This is a genomic window from Microbacterium sp. CGR1, from assembly GCF_051062835.1.
In the GTDB taxonomy this organism is placed as follows: domain Bacteria; phylum Actinomycetota; class Actinomycetes; order Actinomycetales; family Microbacteriaceae; genus Microbacterium.
Genome location: NZ_JAOTPG010000001.1, coordinates 2604717 through 2623425, shown reverse-complemented (window position 1 = coordinate 2623425; position 18709 = coordinate 2604717). Strand labels below are relative to the sequence as shown.

The 18709-nt window shown below is 68.3% G+C and carries 19 protein-coding genes; 12 read left to right on the top strand and 7 right to left on the bottom strand.

The window, feature by feature from the left end; translation table 11 throughout:
• Positions 1 to 7 precede the first annotated feature (7 nt).
• A complete protein-coding gene (locus OD997_RS13015; protein WP_434331947.1) occupies positions 8 to 1837 on the top strand; it encodes a substrate-binding and vWA domain-containing protein in 1830 nt (609 codons plus the stop codon).
• An 8-nt stretch (positions 1838 to 1845) separates the two neighbouring features.
• Positions 1846 to 2847 carry a hypothetical protein gene (locus OD997_RS13010; RefSeq protein ID WP_434331946.1) on the top strand — a complete coding sequence of 334 codons (1002 nt, stop codon included), beginning with the start codon at positions 1846 to 1848 and terminating at the stop codon, positions 2845 to 2847.
• On the opposite strand, the gene OD997_RS13005 is transcribed toward OD997_RS13010, so the two are convergent.
• Both OD997_RS13005 and OD997_RS13000 read right to left on the bottom strand, forming a co-directional pair.
• Entirely contained in the window at positions 2825 to 3553 is a 729-nt protein-coding gene (locus tag OD997_RS13005; RefSeq protein WP_434331945.1) for an ABC transporter ATP-binding protein, read from the bottom strand. The two genes, OD997_RS13010 and OD997_RS13005, sit on opposite strands and share 23 nt — an antisense overlap.
• Entirely contained in the window at positions 3550 to 4620 is a 1071-nt protein-coding gene (locus tag OD997_RS13000; RefSeq protein WP_434331944.1) for an ABC transporter permease, read from the bottom strand. The genes OD997_RS13005 and OD997_RS13000 overlap by 4 nt, the downstream gene beginning before the upstream one ends.
• Before the next feature lie 163 nt (positions 4621 to 4783).
• Here OD997_RS13000 and OD997_RS12995 point away from each other — a divergent pair, with 163 nt between their 5' ends.
• Together OD997_RS12995 and OD997_RS12990 are read left to right on the top strand one after the other, a co-directional pair.
• The gene (locus tag OD997_RS12995) at positions 4784 to 5968 is read left to right on the top strand and encodes a sensor histidine kinase (RefSeq protein ID WP_434331943.1); all 1185 of its coding nucleotides are present in this window, start codon (positions 4784 to 4786) and stop codon (positions 5966 to 5968) included.
• The gene (locus OD997_RS12990) at positions 5965 to 6591 is read left to right on the top strand and encodes a response regulator transcription factor (protein ID WP_434331942.1); all 627 of its coding nucleotides are present in this window, start codon (positions 5965 to 5967) and stop codon (positions 6589 to 6591) included. The genes OD997_RS12995 and OD997_RS12990 overlap by 4 nt, the downstream gene beginning before the upstream one ends.
• A gap of 39 nt (positions 6592 to 6630) precedes the next feature.
• Here the strand turns inward: OD997_RS12990 and OD997_RS12985 are convergent, their stop codons facing one another.
• Together OD997_RS12985 and OD997_RS12980 are read right to left on the bottom strand one after the other, a co-directional pair.
• On the bottom strand, positions 6631 to 7167 hold the full coding sequence (locus OD997_RS12985) for an MOSC domain-containing protein (RefSeq protein ID WP_434331941.1): 537 nt from the start codon (positions 7165 to 7167) through the stop codon (positions 6631 to 6633).
• 170 nt (positions 7168 to 7337) lie between these two features.
• Positions 7338 to 8063, bottom strand: coding sequence for an SDR family oxidoreductase (locus OD997_RS12980; protein ID WP_434331940.1), 726 nt, complete (start codon positions 8061 to 8063; stop codon positions 7338 to 7340).
• A 117-nt stretch (positions 8064 to 8180) separates the two neighbouring features.
• On the opposite strand from OD997_RS12980, the gene OD997_RS12975 reads away from it, so the two are divergent.
• Complete coding sequence (locus OD997_RS12975) at positions 8181 to 8609, top strand: MerR family transcriptional regulator (protein WP_434331939.1); 429 nt, start codon at positions 8181 to 8183, stop codon at positions 8607 to 8609.
• 45 nt (positions 8610 to 8654) lie between these two features.
• On the opposite strand, the gene OD997_RS12970 is transcribed toward OD997_RS12975, so the two are convergent.
• The 3 genes from OD997_RS12970 to OD997_RS12960 all read right to left on the bottom strand — a co-directional run bounded on the left by OD997_RS12970 (position 8655) and on the right by OD997_RS12960 (position 10805).
• A complete protein-coding gene (locus tag OD997_RS12970; RefSeq protein ID WP_434331938.1) occupies positions 8655 to 8918 on the bottom strand; it encodes a type II toxin-antitoxin system RelE family toxin in 264 nt (87 codons plus the stop codon).
• Positions 8915 to 9175: a type II toxin-antitoxin system prevent-host-death family antitoxin gene (locus tag OD997_RS12965; protein ID WP_210096507.1), complete on the bottom strand. Its 261-nt coding sequence runs from the start codon at positions 9173 to 9175 to the stop codon at positions 8915 to 8917. The genes OD997_RS12970 and OD997_RS12965 overlap by 4 nt, the downstream gene beginning before the upstream one ends.
• 667 nt (positions 9176 to 9842) lie before the next feature.
• Positions 9843 to 10805: a LacI family DNA-binding transcriptional regulator gene (locus OD997_RS12960; protein WP_434331937.1), complete on the bottom strand. Its 963-nt coding sequence runs from the start codon at positions 10803 to 10805 to the stop codon at positions 9843 to 9845.
• 152 nt (positions 10806 to 10957) lie between these two features.
• On the opposite strand from OD997_RS12960, the gene OD997_RS12955 reads away from it, so the two are divergent.
• The 7 genes from OD997_RS12955 to OD997_RS12925 all read left to right on the top strand — a co-directional run bounded on the left by OD997_RS12955 (position 10958) and on the right by OD997_RS12925 (position 18707).
• Positions 10958 to 12472 (top strand): mannitol dehydrogenase family protein, encoded by a 1515-nt coding sequence (locus OD997_RS12955; RefSeq protein ID WP_434331936.1) that lies wholly within the window; start codon positions 10958 to 10960, stop codon positions 12470 to 12472.
• Complete coding sequence (locus OD997_RS12950) at positions 12469 to 13473, top strand: L-idonate 5-dehydrogenase (protein WP_434331935.1); 1005 nt, start codon at positions 12469 to 12471, stop codon at positions 13471 to 13473. Before OD997_RS12955 ends, OD997_RS12950 begins: the two co-directional genes overlap by 4 nt.
• 62 nt (positions 13474 to 13535) lie before the next feature.
• On the top strand, positions 13536 to 14927 hold the full coding sequence (locus tag OD997_RS12945) for an MFS transporter (protein ID WP_434331934.1): 1392 nt from the start codon (positions 13536 to 13538) through the stop codon (positions 14925 to 14927).
• 82 nt (positions 14928 to 15009) lie between these two features.
• A complete protein-coding gene (gene manD, locus OD997_RS12940; protein ID WP_434331933.1) occupies positions 15010 to 16236 on the top strand; it encodes a D-mannonate dehydratase ManD in 1227 nt (408 codons plus the stop codon).
• A complete protein-coding gene (locus OD997_RS12935) occupies positions 16226 to 16879 on the top strand; it encodes a bifunctional 4-hydroxy-2-oxoglutarate aldolase/2-dehydro-3-deoxy-phosphogluconate aldolase (RefSeq protein WP_434331932.1) in 654 nt (217 codons plus the stop codon). The genes manD and OD997_RS12935 overlap by 11 nt, the downstream gene beginning before the upstream one ends.
• 2 nt (positions 16880 to 16881) lie before the next feature.
• The gene (locus OD997_RS12930; RefSeq protein WP_434332381.1) at positions 16882 to 17829 is read left to right on the top strand and encodes a sugar kinase; all 948 of its coding nucleotides are present in this window, start codon (positions 16882 to 16884) and stop codon (positions 17827 to 17829) included.
• Positions 17830 to 17945: 116 nt separating this feature from the next.
• Positions 17946 to 18707 (top strand): Pr6Pr family membrane protein, encoded by a 762-nt coding sequence (locus OD997_RS12925; RefSeq protein WP_434331931.1) that lies wholly within the window; start codon positions 17946 to 17948, stop codon positions 18705 to 18707.
• Positions 18708 to 18709 lie beyond the last annotated feature (2 nt).

The following is an 18709-nucleotide window of genomic DNA, read 5'->3' as shown; positions in this document are numbered from 1 at the left end:
TAGGCGCATGAGCGCGCCCCGCAACGCACGACGGACACCCGCCGCCCTCGCCATGGCGGCGATCGTCGCCCTGGCATTGACCGCCTGCACCGGCGGTGGCGGCGAGAACGGCACCACGAGCGACGGCGGACAGGGCTTCCCCGACGACGGCTGCACCCACATCGCGGTCGCGACCTCGTCGGAGAAGGTCAACATGCTCGACGAGCTGGCGAAAGCCTTCAAGGACTCGCCCGAGCACAAGGGGCTCGAGACCTGCGCGACGGTGCGTCCGACGAACGTCTCCTCGGGCAACGCGACGCGCTTCCTCACCTCGGGCGACGACTGGCCGAGCGACGACCGGTCACTGTGGCCGACGCTGTGGTCTCCGGCATCCACCGTCTGGACCGACCGGGTCGCGGCAGCCGCATCGACCGGCCTCGTCGGCGAGCCGAAGTCGTTCACCCGCACCCCCGTCGTGTTCGGGATGCCGGAGCCGATGGCCACCGCGCTCGGCTGGCCGAACACCCCGATCAGCATCACGGACCTCGAGAACCTCTGCCAGGACCCCGCCGGCTGGGGCAGCGTCGGCAAGGACATCTGGGGGGCATTCAAGATCTCGAAGACGAACCCGAACACCTCCACCACGGGCCTCTCGACGATCCTCATGCAGTCGTACGAGGCGACCGGCAAGGCCGAGGGTCTCACCTCCGCCGACGTCGAGGCGTCGGCCGACTTCTCCCGCGTGTTCGAGGAGTGCGTCATCCACTACGGCGACACCACAGGCAACGTCCTGTCGACGCTCTACGACGAGACCCAGAACGGCTCGAACGGCTCGGCCTACGTCTCGGCCGTCGCGCTGGAAGAGACCTCCCTGCTCAACTACAACCAGGGAAACCCCGACTCGCACACCGTGCAGCCGGGCGAGACCCTGACCCCGCCGAAGACGAAGCTCGTCGCCGTCTATCCCGCGGGCGGATCGATGTGGTCGGACAACCCGATCACCGTGCTGGGTGCCGACTGGGTGACCGCCGAGCAGCGGACTGCGGGCGAGGCTTTCGCCGAGTTCGTGCAGACCACCGCGGCGCAGGAGATCCTCCCGGATTACGGGTTCCGTCCGCTCGACGAGTCGGTGCCCCTGGGCGACCTGTTCACCGCGAAGTTCGGTGTCGACCCCGCACAGCCCGCAGTCACCCTTCCGAAGCCCGAGGTCGACGTGATCTCGACGGCGATCGACCAGTGGACGCAGGTGCGCAAGCCCTCATCCGTGCTCGAGCTCATCGACATCTCAGGCTCCATGGACGACCCGATCGGCGACGGCCGTTCGCGCCTCGACGGAGCGATCGAGGGCGCGCAATCGACGCTGAACCACTTCCGCTCGACCGATGAGATCGGCGTCTGGGCGTTCACGACCGGCATCTCCTCCGACGAGGGCGAGGGCATCCAGGTGCTCCGCGACGTCAGTGCCCTCGGATCCGATGGCGAGAAGCTCGACTCCTCGCTCGACGACCTCCGGTACGCGCAGCGCAACGGCACGCCTCTCTACGACTCGATCCTGCTCGCCTACGAGGCGATGAGCGAGCGCGCGGAACCCGGGCGTATCAACGCGATCGTCGTGCTGTCGGACGGCGAGGACACCGACTCGAGCATCTCGCTCGACTCGCTCATCGCGAAGATCGGCAAGAGCACGAAGGAGGGCGGTGACGACGCTCCCGTGCGTATATTCCCGATCGCGTATGGAGAGGGTGCCGACACGTCTGCGCTGCAGCGGATCGCCGACGTGACGGGCGGCCAGCTCTTCGACGCCTCGAACGCCGAGCGGATCGACCTCGTGTTCGCCTCCGTGATCAACAACTTCTGAGGGTCGCGATGCCGTTTCTCTCCGCGTCGAACAACCCTTGGATCGATGATGCCGTCCAGGGCATATCCGGGCAGAACATCTACGTCGATCCGGACGTGTCAGGAGGCCAAGCCATAGCCGACGCGCTCTCCGGCGTCGTCCCGGGCGACGGCTCGATCGCGGTGGTCGTGCTCCCCGCGGATGCTGCGCGTGACACCCCGTACAACACCTACATCCTCGATCAGCTCACCGCGGGCTCGAGCCAGAAGACCGTGATCGTCGCGATCGGGGATGACCTGCAGGCGGCGTCTGCGGCGATCCCGAGCGACGACGCGCTGCGGATCGCGAACGAGAATGAGGCGTCGGGTTCGAACCTCCAGGATCAGCTCGTCGAGACGGTGCAGGAGATCTCGGCCGAGACGCCGACCTCATCGGGCGAGGGCGCCTTGGTCGCCAACCCCCTGATCCCGCTCGTGATCGGTGGGGTCGTGCTCGTCGCGGCCGCCGTGACTGCTTTCGGCCTGATCGCCCGCCGCCGACGTCGCACGTCCCCGGCCTCGACGGACCCGGTGCCTGCCGGCATCCGTCTTCGAGTGAACCGTCTGCGCGAACTCCGAGCCGACTACGCCGCGGTGCCGGGCAGCCCCGTCGCTGCCGAGACCGCCGCGGGCATCGACGCCCTCGCCTCGCACGTCGAACAGCTGTTCATCCGCCTCGACGCCAAAGCGGGCGAGGATCAGAGCGTGCTCGCCGAAACCGAGTACTCCGACAAGCTCGCCCGCCTGGTCGCCGCCCTCGATCGCGACTACCTGCTCGACCTGCTGACCCGCCCGGACCTCTGGGATGCCCCCGACGAGCGCATCGCCGAGGTGCGCGAAGCTCTGTCGTCGGTGACCACCCAGATCGTCGACAACATCAAGCAGGTGAACGCCCGCAAGGGACTGCTGTTCCAGGTGTCGCTGGACTCGCTCATCGGTCGCAGCGAGCTGCGCGACTGGGAGCGTCAGTTCAACCAGAACTCCGGGGACTAGCCGGCTCTCGGCGCGTCGGAACTGCCGCGGCGTCGACGACACGACCGTCAACGAGGTGCAGCACCCCGTGCATGCGCGGGAGGTGCACGAGGTCGTGGGTCACGAGCAACGTCGACGTGTTCCGCTCGTCGGTGAGACGAAGGATGAGGTCGATGATCTGAGCCCCGCGCTCCTGATCGAGCGCGCTGGTGGGCTCGTCGACCAGGAGCACGCTCGGATCGTTCATCAGTGCTCGAGCGATGTTGACGCGCTGACGCTGCCCGCCGGAGAGCTGGTGCGGCCTCTTGTGACCGTGCTCGGCGAGGCCGACAGCCGAGAGCAGCTCATCCGCGCGGGAGGCCGTGCGGGAACGATGGCGCCGGCTGTGCGGGGCGCCGAGCTCGTTCATGACGCTCAGCTGCTCACGGGCAGTCAGCGAGGGGATGAGGTTGGGCTGTTGGAAGACGATCCCGATCCGGTCTCGCCTGAGACGCGTGGCCTCGGCTGGGCTGAGAGCCGTGACGTCGCTCCCGTCGATGAGGATCTCGCCGGAGTCCGGGCGCAGAAGGGTGCCGGCGACGGCCAACAGACTCGATTTGCCCGAGCCGCTGGGCCCGGTGATTCCGGTGACGGTTCCGGGGTGGGCGGTGAGGGAGACGCCATCCACGGCGGTCACCCGGGAATCACCGTCGGGAAAGGTCAGGGTGATGTCGTTCAGGCGGATCATCGGTTGCTCCCGAGGGCAGTGAGGGGGTCGGCGGAGGTGACGGAGCGCAGGGCGAAGGCGGCGCCTGCGAGGCCTAGGGCGATCATGATGCCGCCCGGAAGGATCGTCGTGACGGGGCTCAGCAGGAACGGAAGGGCGCTGCCGGCGAGCAGTCCCAGCGCGGTGACCAACCCCAGACCGATGCCGATGCCCACCAGCAGGACGATCAGCGCCTGTCCCAGAGCGTCGCGGATCAGGGATCGCGTGCTCGCGCCGAGCGCCTTCAGGACGGCGACGTCGCCCTTGCGCTGCATGGTCCACACGGTGAAGAAGGCCCCGATGACGAGTCCCGAGATGCCGAAGAGCATGGCCACCATGAGGAGGAGCGATCCGATCTCGGAGCGGAAGGCGCTCAGCGCTGTCAGGGATCCGAGGGTCGTCTCGGAGATCGTGTCGTTCGCCGTGTCCGCGGCATCCCAGTCGGGGGCGCCGGAGACGGCGAGGACCGTGGCGTAGGCGTCGGGGTTCCCCGTGGATGCCGAGTACGCCTGCCAATCGTTCAGAGTCATCTGCACGACCGGGGTATGGCTGTACCAGGCATCCCCCTCGATCGTCTCGACGTCGTAGGAGACACCGGCGATCTCGATCTGCTCACCGACCTTCACGGCAAGCGCATCCGCGGCGGGCACCGACAGGCGCAGCCGCCCGTCTGCGGAAGGCGCGCCGGCATCGAAGCCCGGCTCGACACCGAACACCGCGATCGCGGCACGGGTGTCGTCGGTCTCGGCGCGGGTCTGGCTGATGCCGAGGGGACGCGCATCGGTCACGCCGGCCGTCGCCGCCCAGCCCTTCGCCTGCTGCTCGGTGATGGCGGAGTCCGCGAAGCTGGCCGCGCCGTCGCCGCCCGAGGGGGCGGAGAACACGATGCGATCTGCGGGGAGCGCGAGCACACCCGAGACGTTCTGGATGGCGAGGCCTCCCGTGAGCCCGCTGAGGAACCCGACGAGCAGGGTGATGAGGGCGACGACGGAGCCGATGAGGATGAATCGCCCCTTGGCGAAGCGGAGATCGCGTAACGCGACGAACATGGTGTGGCCCTTCCTGTCGCCGATGCGGCGACCATTCCACTTTCGCCGTCGATGTCGACGTGGTCATCGGCCACCGGGACGGGCTTTCGCGCCCAGGATGAGGACGCCTCGATCGTCCTTTCGGACGATGCCGCGCGCGGTGCGGCGGCGTAGAGTTCGATCCATGGCGCATACCGCTCTGACCCCGGTGTTCGTGGGTCTGCGGACGGGTCTTCACGTTCTCTTCTTCGCTCTGACGGGGGTCGTCATCGCCCGTGCGGTGCTCGACCCGTCGGAGTCGAGCGTCGCCGCGATCGTCCTCGCCGTGATCGTCGCGGCGACATACGCATCGGGGATCCTCCTCACTCGCGTCTCCCGCGGACGACGGCTGATCTCGCTGATCTGGCTGGCCCTGCTCTCGGCGGAATGGCTAGGGCTGCTCTGGGTGAGCGCCGACGCCGCCTACCTCGTGTTCCCGCTGTTCTTCCTGTTCCTCCACCTGCTCGGGCGCTGGGCGGGATCTGCCGCGATATTCGTGTCGACGATCGTCGCGGTCTGCGCACTCGGCATCCGTGGCGGGTGGAGCGTCGGCGGGGTGGTCGGCCCGTTCGTCGGTGCCGCGGTCGCACTCCTGATCGGCCTCGGCTACCAGGCTCTGGCGAGAGAGGCGCAGCAGCGAGAAGCGCTGGTGCGCGAGCTGCTCGCGACCCGTGGACAGCTCGCCGCGCGTGAGCATGAATCAGGCGTCCTCGCGGAGCGCGCCCGGCTCGCCCGCGAGATCCATGACACGCTCGCGCAGGGGCTTTCCAGCATCCAGATGCTGCTGCACGCAGCGGAACGGGCCGACGACACCCGCCCGGGGATCGAGCACATCCGGCTCGCGCGCGAGACGGCCGCCGCGAACCTCGTCGAGGCGCGACGGTTCATCCGCGAGCTGACACCTCCGCAGCTCGACGACCAGACCCTCGGCGGGGCGCTGCGTCGACTGGCCCGAACGCAGTGGGCAACGCAGGGGCTCGACGTGCAGGTGCGGGTGTCCGACACGATCGTCCTGCCCATGCACCTGCAGACAGCGCTGCTGCGCATCACGCAGGGCGCGATCGCCAATGTCCTCCAACACGCTCACGCGACGACGGCGACGGTCACCATCAGCATCGATGGCGACCGCCTCCACTTCACCGTCGACGATGACGGCACCGGATTCGATGCGGAGCTCCCTGAACCGGGGACCGCCGAGAAGTCCGATTCCTTCGGTCTGCGCGCCACCGCCGAGAGGGTGCAGCAGTTGGGCGGCAGGCTCGAGATCGACACTGCGTCGGGGCGCGGAACGACACTCACGGTAGACCTCCCTCTCACGGAGTCCGCATGATCCGCCTCGTGATCGCCGACGACCACCCCATCGTCCGCGCCGGCCTCATCGCCCTGTTCAGTCTCGAAGCGGACCTGGAGGTGGTCGCAGAGGCATCGACACCCGATGAGGCCGTCGCCTGCGCTGAGCGCGAGAATCCCGACGTGGTCCTGATGGACCTGCAGTTCGGCTCGCAGTCCCAGGCCACGGGCGTGGATGCGACGCGACGCATCCGTGCGCTCGAAGCTCCGCCCTACGTGCTCGTGCTCACGAACTACGACTCGGATGCCGACATCCTCGGCGCCGTCGAGGCCGGCGCGAGCGGCTATCTGCTGAAGGATGCCCCGCCACATGAGCTGACCGCCGCGGTGCGCGCGGCGGCCGCCGGAGAGAGCGCGCTCGCGCCGGTGATCGCCTCCCGGCTGCTCGACCGCATGCGCGCGCCGCGCGTCAGTCTCAGCAGCCGCGAGATCGAGGTCCTCGAGCTCGTCGCCGCCGGACGATCGAACAGCGAGGTGGCAGAACAGCTCTTCGTCAGCGAGACGACCGTGAAGTCGCATCTCGCACACATCTTCTCGAAGCTCGATGTCACCTCACGCACCGCCGCGGTCTCGGAGGCCCGCCGGAAAGGCATCCTCCGCTAGACATCGAGCGTCCCGCGAGATCCAGGCCGGATCGAACGCTCACACGGGGGCGAGCGGTTCACCGGCTCCGGCAGGGATCTCCACCATGATCGGATCTCCGGGCTTCACGACACCGCCGGCGAGCACGACGCCCATCACTCCCGCCTTGCGCACCGTGCGACCTTCGGAGTCGGTCCCGACGACCTGCTTCAGCAGACCAGACTTGAAACGATCGATCTGCAGACACGGGTTCCTCAGCCCCGTCACCTCGACCACGGCGTCCGCTCCCAGCCGCAGCAGCGTTCCTCGGGTGAGGGCGAGGAGATCGATCCCCTCGGTGGTGATGTTCTCGCCCAGTTCACCCGGAGAGACATCCGCGTCGACCTCATCGAACAGTTCTCGGTGCATGAGATGAACCTGGCGGAGATTGGGCTGCGTAGGGTCGCGTCGAACTCGGGAGAGATGCTGCACCGTTGCACCGAAATGCGCGTCCCCCTCCACCCCCAGGCCGGCGACGAGGGTGATCGCCTCACGGCGGAGCTTGGTGAAGCGGTGCTCGTCATCACTGCTGACGGAGACGACGTGGGGGGTTGTCATGGGACCAGTCTCCCCCTGCGTGGTGTTCACGCGAAAACCCACGACCGCGGCCGTAAAGACCTCCGGAAACAGCTCGCATCACTCACTGTCGAGGCGACGTCTCCCGAGGCAGAGCGCATCATGTTCTCAGCCGGGCGTTCCGCTGATCGGGAGACGGCGCACACGCGGCCTCAGGCGGCGCCGAGCAGTTCTGTCATCTTGGCGTAGAACGCGGCAGGGTCCCCCGCGAGCGATGCCTTCACCATCGCGCTCCAGTCGTCGACGATCACCTCGATCGAACCGTCCGCAAGGCCGTCGAGCGACTGGCGGGCCACGTCGCGAGGATCGATCTTGGGCCCGTCGTAGTTCGCCATGAGATCCGTGTCGGCGGCACCGAGATGCACGCCCTGCACGAGGGTTCCCTGACCGGCGAGCTCCAGCCGAACCCCGTTGGTCATGTTCCACGCCGCAGCCTTCGCGGCGGCATACCCTCCGGCACCGGGAGACGAGAACCACGACAACGCCGACAGCACGTTCACGACAGCGCCGCCGCCGTTCGCCGAGAGCACGGGGGCGAATTCGCGGATCACGTCGAGGGTGCCCCAGAAGTGGGTGTCCATCTCGCGGCGCAGATCCGGCAGGTCGCCGGTCACCAGGCCGGCACCCGTGGATATCCCCGCGTTGTTCACGACGACAGTCACGTCCTGTGCCACGCCGGCCGCCTCGACGATCGAGTCGTGGTCGAGCAGATCGAGCCGCACCGGCACCACGCGCCGGTCGTCGAAGTCGAGAGTGTCGGTGCGGCGGGCGGTCGCGTACACGGTTCGGGCACCGCGTTCGAGCAGTTCGAGCACGAACTGACGGCCGATTCCGCGGTTTGCTCCGGTCACGAGGGCGATCTGGTCGGTGACGTTCATGGGTTCCTTGCTTCGCTGGGATTCTGCGCTCTCCGGCCCGATCGGGCCGACACCACTACGCTAGAACTTGACGTTGACGTCAAGGTCAAGTGCCAAGTACGAACACGGAGGCAACGGATGCGGATCGGCGAGGTCGCACGTCAGGCAGGGGTCAGCACGAGGGCGCTCCGCTATTACGAAGAGCAAGGGCTGCTCGCCTCGGAGCGCACACCCAGCGGACAGCGCGAGTATGCCGCGTCGGCCGTGGAACGAGTCAGACTTGTTCAGCAGTTCTTCACCGCGGGGGTGCCGAGCCGCACGATCGCGCAACTGCTGCCCTGCGTCGACACCGGACACGGCTCCCCTGAGGCCTTCGCCCTGCTGGCAGCGGAACGCGACCGCATCACCGGCGCCATCGAGGGGCTCACCGCCGCCCGCGATGCCCTGGACCTCATCATCGACATCGCCCACCACCCCACCCCGGAACACTGCCCGGCACTCCGGCATCCAGCGTGGGAACCGCACGTCACCGTCGAGGCTGCCGCAACCAGGCACGCCCGGATCTGAGCTCGCTGAAGGGCCTCAGCGACCAGGGGCGACCGCGGCAGGCGCTCAGATGTCGTAGACGGCGCGTCGATGCGCGACGCGGACGACCGTCACCAGCACCTGCTCATCGATGACCTCGTAGAGAACCCGATAGTCGCCGACTCGGATTCTCCAGGCGTTGTCGTACCCGGCCAGCTTGCGGCATCCGTTTGGACGCGGATCGTGCTCGAGATCGGCCACCCCGCCGAGTATCCGTCTGCGGATCTGCGGGTCGAGCTTGCGGATCTCTCTGGCAGCCGCCGTCGTGAACTCGACCCGAAAGCGCGTCACGCGACTTCTGCGCGCAGTTCATCCAGTGACACCCGCTGACCGTCATCAGCCGCTCGAGCGGCCGCGAACTCGGCGGCGTCGCGGGCGGCTTCGAGCTCTTCGAGCAGCTCGAGGTCATCGACGCTGATCACCACGGCCGTCAGCTTGCCATGACGCGTGACGCCCACGCGCTCTGAGCCGTAAGCGACCCCGCCGAGTACATCGGCAAGGCTGTCACGCAGATCCTTCGACGGTACGCTGCGGGTGATCGTATTCATAGGTCAAGAATATCACTTATGTACATAATGCCGATATTGTACGTCGCTGGCTCACGCCTGCGGCTCCTCTGCGACTCGCCGCGCCTTGCGCGCGCGGCCATCTTGACGAGGTCCACCGGAGAGAGCGTGCGGCCTCTTGTGTCCGTGCTCGGCAAGGCCGACTGCGCGCAGCAGTTCATCCGCGCGGATGGCCGCCCGAGGGTGCGCCGCGTAGCGACGCCCGACGCCACCCACACCATGAGAGGGCAAGAGGAATCAATGCCACCAGCCAGGACGCGGGCCCGCTGAGCGCAATGGTCAGGATCCCCCCTCCCAGGACAGTGAGTCCCGCGCACAGGGACTTCGCAACCAGTTCACCCAGGTAGCGGGTGCCGCCAGATCGGTGCGTCGGGTTCATCAGGGAACCGATACCCAGGTAGTTGGTTATCCTGGCACCCATCGTGACATTCGGTGCCCTGAGCGCCCTGGATTCGCCCCGGCGATCAAGTATTCGGACATTGCCTTTGCGACTGCAACAGGCTTCGGCATCGAAGTGGCAGCAGCGTCGAGATAGAGCAAAACGTACCCCCCTGGGTCATAACCATCGATGACGCCAAGATAAGAAGGATCCTGAACAAAAGCAATATACGATCCGGTCCTCGCATCTCCGAGGTCGGAACCCGTCGGTTCAGGGGGCGGGAGCAGCGGTCGACGCGCGCACGATCAACTGCGACCCCAGCGTCACGACGTCGTCGATCGCGGTGCCGCTCATCGCCTGTAGCAGCAGGTCGACGGCGAGGGCACCGCTGCGTTCGATCGGCATCCGCACCGTCGTGAGCGCGGGGGTGACCGCACCCGCGAGGTCGATGTCGTCGATGCCGACGATGCTGATGTCGGCCGGGCAGCGCTTGCCGAGCTCGAGAAGTCCGGCCTCCAGCCCCAGGGCGACGAGGTCGTTGTAGGCGATCACGGCCGTGGCGCCGCTCGCTGCGGCAGGGGCGGCGGCAGCGCGGCCACCCTGAATGGATGCCGCGTGGTGGCTGAGCCCGGTGAGGCGGATGCCGTGGCGCTCGCACGCCCGGGCGACGGTGTCGGCACGGCGCACATCGGCCCAGGAGCCCCGCGGGCCGGCGGCATACGCGATGTGCGTGTGCCCGAGGGCGGCGAGGTGCTCGATCGCCTGTGCGGGCCCGTGCTCAGGGTCCATCAGCACGCACGATGCGCCGTCGATCTGCCGGTTGACCACGACATAGGGAGTGTCTCCGACGAGTTCGAGAACGTCGGCATCGGGCAGACGAGGGCTGCACAGCAGCATCCCGTCGAGTTTGCGGGCCTGCTCGATCTGCTCGCGCTCGCGGCGCAGGTCTTCATCGGCGTCGAAGAGCACGATGCGGTGGCGGCCGTGCCAGGCCTGCCCCTGGATCGCCTTGAGCAGCGTCGCGTAGACGGGGTTCGAGACGTCGGGGACGACGACCCCGAACGTGCGGGTCGCCGTGGCCGACTGCGATGCGGCGTAGCCGAGCTCTCCCGCAGCCTCGAGCACACGGCCGAGGGTGTTCGGGGCGAGGCGATCCGGCTCCCCGAAGGCGCGGGACGCGGTCGCGATGGACACGCCTGCACGCCGTGCCACATCTGTCAGCGTCGCTGCCATGTCGATCTCCCGCCCTCGCAGGCAATCCTACGATCCTCGCCTCCGATGTAAAACGGCTTGACAAGTTTGTACAAACACTGCACACTGATTTTCATGACGATCAACGCCGATCACCCTCAGCGGTGCGCGGCCCCGAGCGAAGGAGCCACCGCGTGAGCATCCCAGCACCGGCCCTGAGCCGCACCACCTCTGCGACCGCATCCCCCCTGGTCGCCCCGACCGCTGCAGGCATCCTGCACCTCGGACTCGGCAGCTTCCACCGCGCACACCAGGCCGTCTACACGGCAGCCGCCCTGCAGTCAGCGGGCGGCGACTGGGGGATCATCGGCGTCGCCTCGCGTTCACGCTCCATCGTCGACGCGATGCACGCACAGGACATGCTGTACTCGGTCGCGACCATCGCGCCGGGCACCACGTCGCTCACCATCCCGGGGGTGCACACCGACGCGTTCGTCGGCGCCGAGCAGCCCGAGCGCGTGATCGCGCAGATCGCCGACCCCGGCATCCGCATCGTGACCCTCACCGTCACCGAGAACGGCTACAGCTACTCCCCCGCGACCCAGCACCTCGATCTCGACGACGACACGGTGCGCGCCGACCTCCGCGGTGGTGCGGCTCGCTCGACCATCGGCCAGCTCGCCCGAGGTCTGCAGGCGCGTGCCGCGGCCGGCGGCGCACCGATCTCGATCCTCAGCTGCGACAACCTGTCGTCGAACGGCGCCCACACCGAGAAGCTCGTTCGCGAGTTCCTGCACGAGCTGCCGGGCTCGGAGGGCGCAGATGCGCTCGCGTTCCTCGACCGCTCGGTCTCGTTCCCCTCGAGCATGGTCGACCGCATCGTGCCGTCGACGACCGCCGAGCTGCGCACCCGCGTGAGCGCCCTGCTCGGCGCCCGCGACGACATCCCTGTACCCGCCGAGCCGTTCACGATGTGGGCGATCGAAGACCGCTTCGCCGGCGGCCGCCCCGCGTGGGAGGCCGGCGGCGCCGTGTTCACCGACGAGGTCGGGCGCTACGAGCAGATGAAGGTGCGGCTGCTCAACGGCACGCACTCCCTCATCGCCTATCTCGGAGCACTCAGCGGAGTCGGCACGATTCCCGAGGCCATCGGACTCGACGGCATCGAGAGCGCCGCACGCGCGGTGCTGCGTGACGAGTACGAGCCCTCGATCGAGGTGCCGTCCGGCGTCGACATCCGCGCCTACGAGACCGAGCTGTTCGAGCGCTGGGCCAACAGCGCACTCGGTCACCGCACGAGCCAGGTCGGAACGGACGGATCGGTCAAGCTGCGTCAGCGCATTCCCGAACCCGCGCTCCTCGCCCTCGGCAAGGGGGAGATGCCCCACCTGATCGCCCTGACGGTCGCCGGCTACCTGTCGTGCATCGCTCCGCTGCCCGGGTTCGATCCCGGCCTGCACGCCGCCGCGATGACCGACGGCGCCCGCGAGCGCCTGGCGGGCTACGCGGCGAGCGCCCGCAACGGTCGCGAGCTGGCACAGCGCGTGATCGGCGAACTGCACCTGTTCGGTGATGGACTCGGATCTCAGGATGCGTTCATCGCCCGCGTCGGCGAACTCGTCGACATCATCCAGCGAGGCGGCGTCGATGCCGCGATCGCCGATGCCGTCTCGGCATCCCAGACCAGCACGAAGGAGATGCAGCCATGAAGGCTCTCGCCATCCACGGCAAAGACGACATCCGCTGGGAGGACCGCGAGGTTCCGACCCCCGGTGACGGCGAGGTGCGCCTCCGCGTGAACTACGTGGGCATCTGCGGCTCCGACCTGCACTACTACTTCCACGGCGCCAACGGCGAGTACACGATCCGCGAGCCTCTGACTCCCGGTCACGAGCTGTCGGGGGTCGTCGACCTCGACCCCTCGGGGCGCTTGGCTCCCGGCACCCCGGTCACGGTTCACCCCGCGCGCTACGGCCCCGAGGTCCCCGGCCTCGAGGACCGTCCGCACCTGCGCCCCGGCGGCGACTACTTCGGCAGCGCCGCGGCGAACCCGCACCGCCAGGGCGGAGCATCCGAGCTGCTGATCGTCGAAGAGCAGATGATCCGCGTGCTGCCGGCATCCCTCCCGCTCGAGCGCGCAGCCCTCGCAGAGCCGCTCGCGGTCGCGATCCACGCGGTGAACCTCGCCGGTGACATCACCGGCAAGCGGGTGCTCGTGATCGGCGCCGGCCCCATCGGCCTCCTCGTCGTGGCCGCTGCGGTCAAGGCGGGGGCATCGGTCGTCGGTGCCAGTGATGTGCGCGAAGAGCCCCTTGATCGTGCGAAGGCACTCGGCGCGACCGAGGTCTCGCTCGTCGGCCGCGACACGATCGAGAACGAGTCCTACGACGTCGTCTTCGAGTGCTCCGGCGTCGGAGTCGCGCTCACGCAGGCGGTGCGCGCCGCTCGTCGCGCCGGCACCATCGTGCAGGTCGGGATGCTCCCCAATGCCGACATCGGTGTGAACCTCGCCCCGATGCTCGCCAAGGAGCTCACGATCCGCGGCGCCTTCCGCTTCTCCACCGAGATCGACGACGCGGTCGCCCTGCTCGCCGAGTCCGATGCTCTCGACTCCGTCATCTCCCACGTCCTCCCGGCATCCGACGCCGTCCAGGCCTTCGAGCTCGCTCGCGACTCGTCGGCCTCGGCGAAGGTCCTGCTGTCCCTCTAGCCGCATCCCCTCCGCGCCACCCCGCGCACCCCACCTGTTCCTGGTCCGAAGGAGTACCTCCCATGTCAGAACCGCAGACGACGGCCACGGCCGCCGACCCCACCGCGAAGAGGTCGGTCAAAGACCTCGTTCGCGCCGCCATCTCGGGATGGCTCGGCACGGCCCTCGAGTTCATGGACTACCAGCTCTACTCGCTGGCCGCCGCGCTCGTCTTCGCCGACCTGTTCTTCTCGTCCGAGAACCCGGCAGTCGCCGTCGTCGCCGCGATGGCCACCTACGGCGTCGGCTACGTCGCCCGCCCGGTCGGAGCGTTCTTCTTCGCACGCCTCGGCGACAAGACCGGTCGCACGAAGGTGCTGTTCTACACGATCCTCCTGATGGGTCTCGCGACCACCCTCATCGGCTTCCTGCCGACGTACAACCAGGTGGGCGTGCTCGCTCCGATCCTCCTCGTGCTGCTCCGCATCGCACAGGGCTTCGGTGCGGGTGCCGAGATCTCGGGTGCGGGCGTCATGCTCGCCGAGTACGCACCGGCGAAGCGCCGCGGCATCATCGCCTCGCTCGTCGCCCTCGGCACGAACTGCGGCACGCTGCTCGCATCCGGCATCTGGGCGATCCTGCTCGTCGCCTACAGCGAGCAGGAAGTCATCGACTGGGCATGGCGCATCCCGTTCATCGGCAGCGCGATCATCATGCTCTTCGCGATCTGGGTGCGGTTCAACCTCAAGGAGACCCCGGTCTTCGAGGAGCGCGACGACGTCGTCGACGGCAAGGCGCTCTCGCGCGAGGAGACGATCCAGCTCGCCACCGAGACCGGCGACGTGCGCACCCTCGAGGCGATGGAGCGCAAGCCCTGGAAGGCGTTCTCGATCGCCCTTCTGCTGCGCTTCGGCCAGGCCGGCAACTCCGGCATGATTCAGACCTACCTGATCAGCTACATCACCGTCGTGCTGCTGCTCGACCGCTCGATCGGCGTCAACGCCGTGATCGTCTCGTCGCTCGTCGCCTTCATCACCGTTCCGCTGTCGGGCTGGCTCGGCGATCGCTTCGGCCGCAAGCGCATGTACATGATCTGGTCGATCATCGCGCTCATCATCATCGTGCCGACGATGCTCATGATCAGCAGCGGTGTCACGCTGCAGGTCTTCATCGGCTACGTCGTGCTGCACAACCTCGCGGTGATGAGCTTCGCGTCGCTCGAGAACCTCACGCTCCCAGAGCTGTTCGGATCGCGCAACCGCTACACGTTCACGGCCATGGCGCGTGAGATCGCCGCCATCATCGCGACCGGTGCGGGCCCCGTCATCGCCGCCGCGTGGGTGTCGGCAGTCACCGGCTCGTTCATCCCGATCATCATCATGCTCTTCATCTTCACCCTGAGCGCGCTGATCGCCTCGATCTGGATGCCCGAGGTCGCCGGCCGCGACCTGACGGACCCCCGCGACGCGATCTGATCGCCTCGCACATCACGACCAGGGGTGCGGACGCCCGAACGTCCGCACCCCACACCTCGCCCCGCATCTTCAGGAGAACGACATGACCATCGAGATCGTCGACGTCAACATCACCAGCCCCGGACGCAACTTCGTCACGCTCAAGATCACGACCTCCGACGGAATCGTCGGCCTGGGTGACGCCACGCTCAACGGCCGTGAGCTCGCCGTCGCCTCGTACCTCTCCGACCACGTCGCCTCGATGCTCATCGGACGCGACGAGGACCGGATCGAGGACACCTGGCAGTACCTCTACCGCGGCCCGTACTGGCGTCGCGGCCCCGTGACGATGGCGGCGATCGCCGCGGTCGACATGGCGCTGTGGGACATCAAGGCCAAGAAGGCCGGGATGCCGCTGTACCAGCTGCTCGGCGGCGCCAGCCGCGAGGGCGTGCGCGTCTACGCCCACGCCTCCGGCACCGACTACGCGGCGCTCAAGAACGCCATCACCGGCTACGAGGAGCTCGGCTACACCGCGGTGCGCGTGCAGACCGGCGTGCCCGGCCTCGGCCAGATCTACGGCGTCTCCTCGACCGGCCCCGGTGTGCGCTACGACTACGAGCCCGCCAAGCGCTCGGGCGACCGCCCCAGCGAAGAGACCTGGGACACCCGCAACTACCTCAATCACATGCCGGGGATCTTCTCGAAGATCCGTGAGGACTTCGGCACCGACCTGCGCATCCTGCACGACGGACACCACCGGATGTCGCCGATCGAGGCTGCCCGCTTCGCGAAGGACATCGAGCCCTACGACCTGTTCTGGCTCGAGGACTGCACCCCCGGTGAAGACCAGACCGCGCTTCGCCTGGTGCGCCAGCACTCCACGACGCCGCTCGCGATCGGCGAGGTCTTCAACTCGGTCTTCGACTACCAGACCCTCATCACCGAGCGTCTGATCGACTACGTGCGCTCGGCGGTCACCCACACCGGCGGCATCACGGCCATGAAGAAGCTGCTCGACTTCGCCGCGATCTACGGCATCAAGTCCGGCATTCACGGTCCGACCGACATCTCGCCCGTCGGCATGGCTGCGGCGCTGCATCTCGACCTCGCGATCCACAACTTCGGCATCCAGGAGTACATGCCCCACAACGAGCAGACGCTCGAGGTGTTCCAGACATCCTTCACGTTCGACAAGGGCTTCCTGCACCCCGGCGACAAGCCCGGACTCGGAGTCGACCTCGATGAGGATGCCGCGGCCGGCCACGAGTACACCAAGGCGTACCTGCCGGTGAACCGCCTGCTCGACGGAACCGTCCATGACTGGTGAGGTGCGCCGGGTCGCCCTGTCGCCGCGCACGGTCGACTCGCGTCTGATCGTCGTCGCCCGCGCGAAGCGGGCAGAGGACTACGACGCCGTGCTCGACGTGCTCGTCGATGCCGGCATCCGCAGCGTCGAGTTGACGCTGACCACGCCCGGGACGTTCGAGCACTTCCCGCACCTGCTCGCGCGGTTCGGCGACACGATCGACCTCGGCATCGGCACCGTCACGAACACCCTCGACCTGGCACGGGCGATCGAGGTGGGCGCGGCCTACATCGTGACCCCGATCACATCGACCGACTTCGTCACTCAGGCGACGGATGCCGGTGTGCCGATCGTCCCGGGTGGACTCACACCGACCGAGCTGTTCGCCTCGTGGTCTGCGGGCGCCTCTGCGGTCAAGATCTTCCCGGCAGGGCAGGTCGGCCCCTCGTACCTCAAGGACCTGCGGGGGCCGTTCCCCGACCTGGTCGCGGTCCCCTCGGGCGGCGTCGACCTCGCCGGGGCCGAAGCCTGGCTGCGTGCCGGTGCGGTCGCGGTGAGTGTGGGCGGACCGCTGCTCGGCGACGCCTTCGCCGGCGGCGACCTCGTCGCGTTGCGCGAGCGGGCCGCGGCGTTCGTCGAGGTGTGCGCCCGGGACTCCGCGTGAGCATGCCGTCGGTGGTCACTCTCGGCGAGACGATGGCGCTCGTGCGCACGACCGAGATCGGCTCTCTGCGGCATGCGAACTCGCTCGCCTTCGGCATCGGCGGCGCCGAGAGCAATGTCGCGATCGGGCTCGCTCGCCTCGGTGTGCAGAGCTCGTGGCTCGGCCGCGTCGGAGACGACTCCCTCGGCGAGCGCGTCGCCCGGGAGATCCGCGGTGACGGCGTCGATGTGCGAGCGATCGTCGACCCGGATGCCGCGACCGGCCTGATGGTGAAAGAGCGGCCGTCTGCCGCATCCACCGCCGTGCACTACTACCGAGCGGGGTCTGCGGGCTCCCGTCTGCGCCAGGACGATCTGCCCGACGGCTGGGTCGAGGGCGCAGCGCTGCTGCACATCACGGGCATCACTCCCCTGCTGTCGGAGACCGCTCGCGACGCTCTGCACGCGGCGATCGACCGCGCGCGGGCAGGCGGTGCGTTCGTCAGCTTCGACATCAACTACCGCTCGGCGTTGGCGTCGCCCGAGGCAGCCGGCCCTGTGCTCCGGGAGCTCGCGGAGCGGTCCGACATCGTCTTCGGCGGCGAGGAGGAGTTCGCGATCCTGTACCCGGGCGCGTCACCTGCTGAGGCCGCCGCAACCCTGCGGGATGCCGGATGCGCGACGACCGTGCTGAAGCTCGGCCCGGACGGCGCCTCCGTGTTCGCCGAGGATGCGGAGGTCGCGGGCTCCGGGTTCCCGATCACCCCGATCGACACCGTCGGCGCGGGTGACGCGTTCGTCGCCGGATACCTGAGCGGCCTGCTCGACGGGCTCGATCTCGACGCGATCCTGCGCCGCGCCAACGCGTGCGGCGCGATGGCCTGCCTGGTGCCGGGCGACTGGGAGGCGGCGCCCACGATGCGTGACCTCGAGCGCTTCCTCGACGGCGATTCCGACCCGGTGCGGCGGTGATCCGACTCCGCTCGATCGAGGCCGCGCGACCGGGAGCCATCGCCATACCGGAATCCGTCGAGCGCGTTCCGCGGCACCCGCAAGCGACAGCCGGTGAAGGCGCGTAGCCTCGAAGCATGTCGAAAGTCGCTGCATCCCCGTCCGCGGCTTCCGCCCTCCCGGAATCCGACCGTTCGCGCACTCCGCTGTTCGCGCATGCGGCGCTGAACTCCCGTCCGGTCGCTCTGGTCTACCGCGTCCTCGCCCTCGCGATCATCATCACCGGAGTCATACGCCACTCCGACGTGCTGACCGGCGCTCCGAACTGGACGACGCTGCTGTTCTACACGATGGTCAGCAACCTGCTGTGCCTCGTCTGGGTCGCGCTGCTCGTCGTCCGCACGGCGCAGGATCTGGGTCGCCGTGGCCCGGCCGGCACCTCCACGCCGAGCGCACGGGCGAGCGGGGCCGTGATGATGGCGATCACCGTCACGATGCTCATCTATCTGGTCGTCCTCGTGCCGACGAGGTTCGCCGACGGCGACTCCGACATCTTCTCGCTGACCGACAACCTCATCCACATCATCACGCCGCTGCTCGTGATCGGGGACTGGCTGCTCTTCGTGCCGAAGGGGTCGTTCCGGTGGACCGACCCGCTGCTGTGGACGCTGATCCCGTACGCGTACCTGGTGTGGGCCTTCGTCTACGGAGCCGTCGGCGGGGAGTTCACGCCGGGTCAGAAGTATCCGTACCCGTTCATGGACGTCGACGCTCTCGGAATCGGCGGCGTCGCTCAGTGGATCGTGGCGCTGACGCTGGCCCTCATCGTGGTCGGCCTGGTGCTCGTGGTGATCGACCGCGCACTCGCCGCCCTCGCACGGCGCGTCGCCCGCCGCTGACT